Here is an 8,735-nt window from a genome sequence, read left to right as displayed (position 1 = left end):
GGCGACGTCAACCGGGAGATCGAGCGCGCGGTGTCGGAGGCGGGCGGGCACAAGTCGCTCTACTCCGACGACGTCTGGGGTCGACGGGTCAGCGGTCGGCGCCGGCCATCCGGGCCCGGCGCGCGGCGCGGGCCGCGAAGAACGCCCGCGGCGCCAGCGCGGCCGAGTGCGGCAGCAGCAGCGGCAGCCGGTCGCCGGTCTCCTGCCGCCAGATGAACAGGTGCGCGCCCTTGTCACCCATGGCGCCCTTGGCGAACTTGGGCTGGTTGACGGTGACGAAGGCCAGCTCGGTGTACTCGGTGTCGCGGCGCAGCACCAGGTCACGCAGGATCTTCCCGCCGGTGTGGCTGGGCGCGATCCCGTTGCCCGTGTAGCCGTGCCCGTAGACCAGGCCGTCGCCGGTGCGGCCGAACTGTGGGATGAAGGTGCGGCTCCAGCCGATCGGCCCGCCGAAGGCGTGGCTGAACCGCACGTCGCGCCAGGCCGGGAAGAACCGGACGAAGGACTCGCGCAGGTCGCGGTAGGCGGCGTCGTTGCGGATGTGGCCCCGGTCGGTGTCCCGCTGGTCGAAGTAGTACCACCGGCCGCCGGACCAGACGACCCGGTTGTCGGCGGTCAGCCGGGCGGCGTGGGCGAAAGACAGCGAGTTGCTGACCCCCTCCCGGCCGGGCCAGGCGACCCGGGCCAGCTGCGCGTCGGTCAGCGGCTCGGTCACCATCAGGTAGTTCCACACCGGCATGACCTTGGTGTGGGTCTGCGCGAAGCTGTGCTGCCAGGCGTTGGTGGCGAGGACGACCTCGTTCGCGGTCACCGTGCCGGTCGGGGTGGTCACCCGGTAGCGGTTGCCGACCTTGCGTACCTCGATGACCGGGGTCCGCTCGTGGATGCTGACGCCCTGCTCACGTACCACCCGGGCCAGGCCCTGCGCCAGCCGGTGCGGGTTGACCAGCGCACCGGTGGTCCGCAGCGCGCCGAGCACCTGCTCCGAGCCGATGCGTTGCTGGGCCTCGTCGCGGCCCAGCAGCTTGAACGAGCCGCGCAGGCCGGTGCGCTCGCTGCGCTTGACCTGAAGTTCGAGCCGGGCCAGTTGCTTGCGGTCGGTGACCACCTGGAGCATGCCGTTCATCGCGAAGTCGGCGTCGATGCCGTACTGGCGGCAGAACCGGCCGATGTCGATGATGGACCGGGCGCCGGTGCGGTAGACGCCGGCGGCCTTCTCCCGGCCGTAGTACCACAACAGCCGGCGCAGCACCTTGCCGGCGGTGAGCCCGACGAACCCGCCGTTGGCGCTGGACGCGCCGCTGCCCACCGCCTCGGCCTCCAGCACCCGGATGTCGGCCGAGGGCTCGGCCTCGGCGAGGAAGTGCGCCGCCCACAGGCCGGTGTACCCGGCGCCGACGATGCAGATGTCGCAGCTCGCGTCGCCGTCGAGGGGTTCACCGACCTCGACCGGCTCGGTGTCGTGCCAGTAGACGCTGTTCCGGGTCTCTTCCACGTCGGTCTCCAAGTCGTCGGTGCACACGTCCACGCCGGCGGCGGCCCGCAACCCACTATCCACAGCGTGTGTTGTGTTCGGCAAGACCCTACAATCAACGCGTGCCGGCGGCGGTCCGCGCCGCTCGCTCGGCCCGGCGCTGCTGGCGCAGCCGGTCCATGAAGTAGTCGGCGTTGAGCCAGTAGAACTCCAGCCAGATGTTGTCCGGGTCGCGAAGCCAGATGCCGTAGCCGGCCTCCAGGAACAGCTCGCGGACCCCGGAGTGCTCGGCACCGACCGTGTCGAGGTGGGCGGCCCACCGGTCCAGTTCGGCGCGGTCGGGCACGTGGTAGCCGAGGTGGTGCAGGCCGACCCGCCGTTCGTCGAAGGGCGCCGGGTCCGGCTCGACCGCCTGGCCGAGCACGATGGCGGCGAGCGACTGCCGGTGGATCAGCGTGCGGAAGGTGAACCCGGACTCGGCGGGTGTCGCATCCCGGACGACGGTGAAGTCCATGACCCGGCAGTACCACTCGGTGCTGCGGTCCAGGTCGCGCACGGTCAGGTTGACGTGGGTGCTGCCGTTGAGTTTGGGCACACGACGCATCATAGTGGCCTTACTCGTATCTTGGGTGTGGCGTGTTGTCGGCATCACCCGGTAGCGTGTCGTCACCTGGCAGCGTGGCCGCCGGTACCGGCCGGAACGGATGTGAGGAACCGGGCATGCATCTGAACGTGTTCACCCAGTGCTCCCCGTCACCGCAGTTCAAGGGCATGTGGAGAGTCCCCGGCGACCGCACCGCCACCGGCTACCGGTCCCTGGAGTACTGGGTTTCGCGGGCCCGCCAGCTGGAGGCGGCCTGCATCGACGCGCTGTTCTTCGCCGACATACACGGCGTGTACGACGTCTACCGGGGCTCCTGGGCGCCGGCGGTCCGGCACGCGGTGCAGATCCCCTCGATCGACCCGGCGCTGCTGCTCTCGGCGGCCGCGGCGGCCACCCGGCACCTCGGCTTCGCGATCACCTACTCCACCACCTACCACTCCCCCTACGAGTGCGCCCGGCTGTTCTCCTCGCTGGACCACCTCACCGGCGGGCGGGTCGGCTGGAACATCGTCACCTCCTACCTGCGCTCGGCCACCGCCAACGGCCTCGGCGACTACCTCGACCACGACGAGCGCTACGACCGCGCCGACGAGTACGTCCAGGTCGCCCGCGCGTTGTGGGAGGACAGCTGGGACGCCGACGCGGTGGTCCGGGACGCCGAGCGCGATATCTTCACCGATCCCACCAAGGTCCGCGAGATCGACCACCAGGGCAGGTGGTTCACCGTCCGTGGTCCGCACCAGTGCGAGCCCTCCCCGCAGCGCACCCCCGTGCTCTACCAGGCGGGCTCCTCGCCCCGGGGCGTCGAGTTCGCCGCCCGGCACGCCGAGGTGGTCTTCCTGACCCTGGCCGACCCGACCTCCGGCGCGGAGCCGGTGGCCGCCCTGCGCGCCGCGGCGGCCCGGCACGGCCGGGACCCGGGCATGGTGAAGGCGTTGCAGGGCACCATGGTGATGGTCGGCCGGGACCGGGCCGAGGCCAAGGCCAAGGCGGAGGCGTACAACACGCTGTGGAGCAGCGAGGGGCAGCTGGCCAAGTGGTGCGGCTGGATGGACATCGACCTGGCCGCCTTCCCCGACGAGACCCCGGTCGACCAGATCCGTAGCCAGGCCAGCCACTCGTTCCTCGGCTTCCTGCGCAAGCTCACCCCGGACCGCACCTGGACGGTCGGCGACGTGAAGTATCTCGTCTCCCGGCCCCGCCGGCCCCGGGTGGACGCACCGGTCACCCTGTTCGGCACCGCCGAGCAGGTCGCCGACCGGATGGAGCAGTGGCTCACCGTGGCCGACGTGGACGGGTTCAACCTGATTCCCTGCCCACCGTCGGACGGCATCGACGACATCTGCGACCTGCTCGTGCCGGAGCTGCAACGACGCGGGCTGTTCCGCACCGCGTACGACCCGGCGGAGACCACCCTGCGCGAACGGTACTTCGGCGCCGGGGTACGCGCGTTCCGCGACCCGGCCCGCGCCGTGGCCGCCCGGGAGGGGTGAGCGGTGGACCTGCGCGACTCCCCCGAGGAGGCCGCCTTCCGCGCCGAGCTGCGCGCCTGGCTGACCGAGCAGGTACCCCGGCACCGCGAAGACGCGTCGCCGGGTGCCTGGACGAAGGCGCTGCACGCGGCCGGCTACACCGGGCTGACCTGGCCGGCCGCCTACGGCGGGCGCGGGCTGGCCCCCACCTACCAGGGCATCTACGCCGAGGAGAGCGCGCTGGCCGAGGCACCCGACCACGTCAACGTGATCGGCCTGGGCATGGTCGGCCCGACCATCGTCTCGCACGGCACACCCGAGCAGCAGCGGCGCTTCCTGGAGCCGATCCTCTCCGGCGAGTACGTCTTCTGCCAGGGCTTCTCCGAGCCTGACGCCGGCAGTGACCTGGCCGCGGTACGCACCCGCGCGGTGGCCACCGCGGACGGGTGGCTGGTCAGCGGCGAGAAGGTCTGGTCGTCGTACGCGCACCAGGCCGACTGGTGCCTGCTGCTGGCCCGGACCCAGCCCGGATCCACCCGCCACGCGGGGCTGACCTGCCTGCTGGTCGACATGCGCAGCCCCGGCGTGCAGGTGCTGCCGTTGCGGCAGAGCACCGGCGACAGCGATTTCAACCAGATCGTGCTGACCGACGTGCCGGTACCCCGCGACTGCGTACTCGGCCCGGTCGGCGAGGGGTGGCGAATCGCGATGACCACCCTCGCGCACGAGCGCGGCACCTTCGGCATCACCCTCACCGCCCGGCTGGCCGTCGAGTTCGACCGGCTGCTGCGTACCGTGCACGACCTCGGGCTGGCCGACGACCCGGCGGTCCGGGCCGAGGTGGCCGACCTGCACGTGCAGTTGCAGGGGTTGCGCTGGACCGGCCAACGGACGATGGCCGCGCTGGCCCGCACCGGCAAGCCGGGGCCGGAGAGCTCGATCCTCAAGCTGCACTGGTCGGTCACCAACCAGCGGCTGGCCGCGTTCGCGCTGCGCCTGCTCGGCCCGGCGGCGGTGCTGGACGGCCCGGGCAGCCACGCCGCCGGTCACTGGCAGCACCTGCGGCTGCGCAGCCGGGCCAACTCGATCGAGGGCGGCACCTCGGAGATCCTGCGCGGCATCATCGCCGAACGGGTGCTCGGTCTGCCCCGGACCCGGTGAGCCGTCAGGCCGGAAAGGACCATTATGGACTTCGCCCTCACCGACGAGCAGCGCGACCTGCAGGCCGCCGCCGCGCGGCTGCTCGCCGACCGGTACCCGGCCGACCGGGTCGCCGGGCTGGCCGACGCCGGTGCCGGCGATCCGGACGCCTGGCCGCTACTGCGCCGGCAGGGCTGGTGCGACGCGGACCTGGGCATGGTGGAGAAGGGCCTGCTGGCCCAGGAGGGCGGCTACGCCCTGGCTGCCACGCCGTGGTGGAGCACGGTCGGCCTGGCCCACCCGGTCCACCGGGCCGCCGGGGTGCAGGTGCCACCCGGCCCGCTCACCCTCGCTTGGCAGGACGACCCGGCCGGTGGTGGCTGCCGGGCCTTACAGCACCGGGACGGCTGGCGGCTGACCGGCGTACGCGCCCTGGTCACCGACGCGACGGCGGCCGCCGCCCTGGTGGTCGCCGCGGACACCGACGCCGGCGTCGCGCTGTTCGCGGTGCCGGCGCCGGCCGACGGGCTGTCCGTCGAACCGCAGCCCACGCTGGACCGGTTGCGCGGCGCCGCCCGGCTGCGCTTCGCCGACACCCCGGGTGAGCTGCTGGTGGCCCCGGACGCGGCCGGCCGGGCGCTGGCCGACGCCCGCCGGCACGGCAGCACGCTGCTGGCCTGCGAGGCCGTCGGGGTGGCCCGGCGGGCCCTGGACCTGGCCTGCCGGCACGCCGGCGACCGGGTGCAGTTCGGCCGGCCGATCGGGGCGTACCAGGCGGTCGCGCACCGGTTGGCGGACAGCTACGTGGCGCTGGAACTGGCCACCTCGCTGGCGTTGCGGGCCTGCTGGCTGCTCGGCGCCACCGCGTCGGCCACGAACTCCCCCGACGCCCGCGCGTCGGCCGCGAACGCCCCGGACCCCGCCGAGGTCGAGCGGGCCCACGCCGAGGCGGTGGTCACCGGCCGGCGGGCGGCGATGCGGGCCTGCGAGGACGCCCTGCAGGTCACCGGCGGGCTCGGCGCGACCTGGGAGTACCCGCTGCACTGGTGGTACCGCCGGGCGCTCTGGCTGGACTGCTTCGACACGCCCACCACCATCCACCTCGCCACGCTCGCCGACCACCTGCTGGCCGCCCGGCCAGGACCGAGCTGACACCGAACCGCCGACGGCGCGACCGGCCCGGTTGACGGCGTGACCGACCCAGTTGACAAGGAGCAGCGATGCTGACGAGACGACGTCCCGGGATCGACGTACCGGCCATCCTGCGGCTCATGGAGGTGGGTGACTACCTGCTGCCGTACACGATCCGGGCGGTCTGCCTGCTGCGGGTGGCCGACCAGCTGGCCGACGGGCCGTTGCCCGCCGCCGAGCTGGCCCGCGCCTGCGGCGCCGACGAGCCGGCGCTGACCAAAGCGCTGCGCTACCTGGCCACCCGGGACCTGTTCGCCGAGGTCGCGCCGGGCGAGTTCGGGCTGACCCCGATGGCCGACCTGCTGCGCGCCGACCACCCGTACTCCGCCCGGGACATCTTCCTGTCGCCGGTGGTGTGCACCCGGGCGATGGAGGGTCTGGACCACACCCTGCGCACCGGCGAGGGGGCGTTCGACGCGGTGCACGGCGTCGGCATGTGGGACCACTTCGGCCGCAACCCCGCCGACGGGGAGGCCTTCGACAAGGTGATGAGCGGCGTCACCGGCATGGAGCTGATGGCGATCCTGCGTGCCTCGGACTGGTCCCGGTTCGGCACCGTGGTCGACGTCGGCGGCGGCAACGGCCGCTTCCTGGGTGACCTGCTGGGCCGCTTCCCGCGGATGCACGGGGTGCTGTTCGACCTGCCCGGGGTGGTGGCGAACGCACCGGAGACGTTCGCCGCGGCCGGTGTCGCCGACCGGGTACGCGTCGTGCCGGGCAGCTTCCTCACCGACGACATCCCGGCCGGCGGCGACGCGTACGTGCTCAAGCGGATCCTCTACAGCTGGAGCGACGAGGAGGCCACCGGCGTGCTGCGGCGCATCCGGGCCGCCATGTCCCCGCAGGGCCGGGTGTTCATCCTGGAGGCCGGGCGGCAGTCCGAGGCGGACAGCACACCGCTGGCCCGCCGGATGGACATGCTGATGCTGACGCTGAGCGCCGGCGGCGCACGCAGCCTGGACGAGCAGCGCGCCCTGCTGGCCGGGGCCGGGCTGGAACTGGTCGAGGCGACCTCGACGCCGATGTTCCCGGTGATCGAGGCCCGGCCGGCATGACCGGGCTGCTGTCCTGGTTGGCCGCGCCGCGCGCCGACCGGGGCATCCGGTTCTCCCGCCCGGACGGCGACTGGGACCGGTGGTCGTACCCCCGACTGGCCGGGCTGGCCCGGGGCCACGCCGCCGGTCTCGCCGCGCGGGGGGTCTGCCCGGGCGACGTGGTGGGGCTGGTGCTGCCCACCGGCCCGGAGTTCGTCGGCACCCTGTTCGGCACGCTGCTGGCCGGCGCGACGGCGTCGCCGCTCGCCCCGCCCGCGACGTTCGGCGACCCCGACCGGTACGCCGAGCACCTGGCCACCGCCCTGGCGGCGATGCGGCCCCGGCTGGTGGTGGTCGACCCCGGGTCGGCACCGGCGGTCGCCCGGGCGGCGGCCCGCGCCGGGGTGCCCACGGTCGACGTCGGGGACCTGCCCGGCGACGCGGTCGAGGCGTCCCCGGCCGAACCGGCGCGGCTGGCACTGCTCCAGTTCACCTCCGGCACCACCGGTGCGGTACACGGGGTACGGGTGCCGTATCCGGCGCTGGAGGCCAACGTCGCGGCCATCCGGGAGTGGCTGGAGATGACTCCGGACGACCCGACCGCGTCCTGGCTGCCGGTGCACCACGACATGGGCCTGGTCGGATGCCTGCTGGCGCCGATCGTCACCGGCGCCGACCTGTGGTTGCTCACGCCCGCGGAGTTCGTCCGCCGGCCGACCCGCTATCTGGAGTGCTTCGGCCGGCACGGTGCCCGGCTGACCGCGATGCCCGGCTTCGGCCTGGCGCACGTGGTCCGCCGGGTCCGCCCCGAGCAGTTGGCCGGGCTGGACCTCGCCCGGTGGCGGGCGGTCATCGTCGGCGCCGAGCGGATCCAGCCGTCCACTCTGGAGCGCTTCGCCGACCTGCTCGCCCCGTACGGGCTGCGCCGGGAGGCGCTGCTGCCCGCGTACGGGCTGGCGGAGGCGACGCTGGCGGTGACCGGGCTGCCGCTGCGCTCCGGGTGGCGACAGGCGCCCGGGCCGGACGGCGTACCGGTGGTGGGCTGCGGCGGGCCACTGGCCGGGGCCCGGGTGACGGTCACCGACGACGACGGCCGACCGGTCGACGACGGTGTCGTCGGGGAGATCGTGGTCGGCGGGGCCGGAGTCACCGACGGCTACGCCGACGGCACCGCGTTCGGCGACGGCACGGTCCGCACCGGCGACGCCGGCTTCCTCCGCGACGGGGACCTGTTCGTGCTGGGCCGCCTCGGCGACAGCCTGAAGGTACGCGGCCGCACGGTCTTCGCCGAGGACCTCGACGCGGCGCTCGGCGCGGCCCTGGACGCGCCGCCCGGCCGGCTGGCCACCGTGCTCGGTCTGCGGGCCGGCACCCCGACCGTGGTGGTCCACCTGGAACATCCCCGGCCGGAGTGGCTGCCCCGGATCCCCCGGCTGGTGCTACCGCTGGTGCCGGAGGCGACGGTGCACGTCGTGTCGGTGCCGGCGGGCACCGTGCCACGGACCACCAGCGGCAAGCCGAAGCGTCGCCTGCTGTGGCGCACTTTCGTCGAAAGCCCCACCCCGCCCGGATCGGCCGACGCGGCCGGGCCGGTCACGGCAGGCCGAGGCTCCGGATGACGCCGGCCAGCACCTTCGTCCGGTGCGGCACCAGGTAGAAGTGGTCGCCGTCGAAGACGGTGAGGTCGAAGGCCGCCCGGGTGTACCCCGCCCAGGCCGCCACCTCGTCCACGGCCGCCTCGGTGTCCACGTCGCCGACGAGCGCCGAGATCGGCGTGGCCAACGGCTCCCCCTCGACCGGCCGGTAGCTCTCGATCAGCC

Annotated in this window: 8 protein-coding genes; 5 read left to right on the top strand and 3 right to left on the bottom strand. The window is 73.8% G+C overall.

Annotated features, from left to right (window positions below; all coding sequences use genetic code 11):
• Positions 1–88: 88 nt before the first annotated feature.
• Both AB0M52_RS26005 and AB0M52_RS26000 read right to left on the bottom strand, forming a co-directional pair.
• Entirely contained in the window at positions 89–1,558 is a 1,470-nt protein-coding gene (locus AB0M52_RS26005; protein WP_363958722.1) for an FAD-binding oxidoreductase, read from the bottom strand.
• A gap of 31 nt (positions 1,559–1,589) precedes the next feature.
• On the bottom strand, positions 1,590–2,078 hold the full coding sequence (locus tag AB0M52_RS26000) for a VOC family protein (RefSeq protein ID WP_363958719.1): 489 nt from the start codon (positions 2,076–2,078) through the stop codon (positions 1,590–1,592).
• A gap of 116 nt (positions 2,079–2,194) precedes the next feature.
• Between AB0M52_RS26000 and AB0M52_RS25995 the strand changes: the two genes are divergently transcribed.
• The 5 genes from AB0M52_RS25995 to AB0M52_RS25975 all read left to right on the top strand — a co-directional run bounded on the left by AB0M52_RS25995 (position 2,195) and on the right by AB0M52_RS25975 (position 8,534).
• Positions 2,195–3,571 (top strand): NtaA/DmoA family FMN-dependent monooxygenase, encoded by a 1,377-nt coding sequence (locus AB0M52_RS25995; protein ID WP_363958716.1) that lies wholly within the window; start codon positions 2,195–2,197, stop codon positions 3,569–3,571.
• A 3-nt stretch (positions 3,572–3,574) separates the two neighbouring features.
• Complete coding sequence (locus AB0M52_RS25990) at positions 3,575–4,711, top strand: acyl-CoA dehydrogenase family protein (RefSeq protein ID WP_363958713.1); 1,137 nt, start codon at positions 3,575–3,577, stop codon at positions 4,709–4,711.
• A gap of 24 nt (positions 4,712–4,735) precedes the next feature.
• Positions 4,736–5,842: an acyl-CoA dehydrogenase gene (locus AB0M52_RS25985; protein WP_363958711.1), complete on the top strand. Its 1,107-nt coding sequence runs from the start codon at positions 4,736–4,738 to the stop codon at positions 5,840–5,842.
• Positions 5,843–5,910: 68 nt separating this feature from the next.
• Positions 5,911–6,936 (top strand): methyltransferase, encoded by a 1,026-nt coding sequence (locus tag AB0M52_RS25980; protein ID WP_363958708.1) that lies wholly within the window; start codon positions 5,911–5,913, stop codon positions 6,934–6,936.
• A complete protein-coding gene (locus AB0M52_RS25975) occupies positions 6,933–8,534 on the top strand; it encodes an AMP-binding protein (RefSeq protein WP_363958705.1) in 1,602 nt (533 codons plus the stop codon). The genes AB0M52_RS25980 and AB0M52_RS25975 overlap by 4 nt, the downstream gene beginning before the upstream one ends.
• Here the strand turns inward: AB0M52_RS25975 and AB0M52_RS25970 are convergent.
• Positions 8,509–8,735: thioesterase domain-containing protein (locus tag AB0M52_RS25970; RefSeq protein ID WP_363958702.1), on the bottom strand; the 227-nt coding region annotated here is incomplete at its 5' end. The genes AB0M52_RS25975 and AB0M52_RS25970 overlap by 26 nt on opposite strands.

Origin of the sequence: Micromonospora sp. NPDC051296 (assembly GCF_040682255.1) — a bacterium.
Taxonomy (GTDB): Bacteria; Actinomycetota; Actinomycetes; order Mycobacteriales; family Micromonosporaceae; genus Micromonospora; species Micromonospora craterilacus.
Note: the sequence above shows the minus strand (reverse complement) of the source record. Positions and strands in the feature narration are given on the sequence as shown.